Origin of the sequence: Paenibacillus sp. Lou8.1 (genome assembly GCF_024213565.1) — a bacterium.
Taxonomy (GTDB): domain Bacteria; phylum Bacillota; class Bacilli; order Paenibacillales; family Paenibacillaceae; genus Paenibacillus; species Paenibacillus polymyxa_B.
In genome coordinates this window covers 1-1,014 of the sequence record NZ_JANAVN010000037.1, presented here as the reverse complement: position 1 = coordinate 1,014, position 1,014 = coordinate 1, and the positions used below count along the sequence as shown (strand labels likewise).

Sequence of the window (1,014 nt, the reverse complement as noted above, 5' to 3'; positions counted from 1 at the left end):
ACCGATTCCACACACGTCAAAGCCAATGCTAACAGGCACCAGTACACCAAAGAACAAGTGTTGCAGAATACCAAAGACTATATGGACGAGCTTAACGAAGCGGTGAAGGAGGACCGGAAAAGCCACGGAAAAAAGCCTTAAAATCCCGAGAGGAAGTGAACGAAGAAAAAGAAATTAAAGTGAGCAAAACAGACCCAGACAGCGGCTATATGATCCGTGATGGCAAGCCTGAAGGCTTCTTCTATCTGGACCACCGCACAGTGGATATGAAGTACAATCTGATTACGGATGTGCATGTGACGCCGGGGAATGTACATGATTCTGTCCCCTATTTGTCCCGTTTGGATCGACAAAGAGAACGCTTTGGTTTTCAAGTAGAAGCTGTTGCGCTAGATTCAGGTTATTTAACGACGCCGATTTGCCGAGGTTTGCAAAACCGAAAGATTTTTGCCGTGATTGCTCACCGAAGATTCCATCCCAGACAAGGGCTGTTTCCGAAATGGAAGTTTGAATACGATGCCAAACGCAATGTGTATAGATGCCCAGCCCAACAGGAACTGCCCTACCGAACGACGGACCGTAAGGGATACCGGCAGTATGCCTCTGACCCAGCTCAGTGCCAGCATTGCCCACTGCTAGACCAGTGTACCCAGTCTCGAAACCACCGCAAAGTGGTGACTCGGCATGTCTGGGAAGACAGCAAAGAGTGGGTACGGAGCAACCGGCTAAGCCCATCCGGGAAACGGCTGTACCGCAAACGAAAAGAGACGATTGAGCGAAGCTTCGCGGATGCCAAAGAGCTCCATGGGTTTCGCTATTGCCGTTTGCGCGGTCTACCAAACGTCAGGGAACAAGCCCTTATGACGGCAGCCGTGCAGAACATGAAGAAGATGGCGATCCACCTGGATCGCCTGGAGAAACAGGGGTAACCCCCTATTTCTCCAGAGACCAGAGCCTTATGATGTAAAGAAAAAGAAACCCACGTCTCAAAAGACGGGGTTTCTCGACAATCTG

1 pseudogene is annotated in these 1,014 nt (G+C 50.1%); it reads left to right on the top strand.

Annotated elements, in window-relative coordinates:
• Positions 1-929, top strand: a pseudogene (locus NLX78_RS26340) (IS1182 family transposase); the annotation flags it as partial.
• Between the last annotated feature and the right edge of the window lie 85 nt (positions 930-1,014).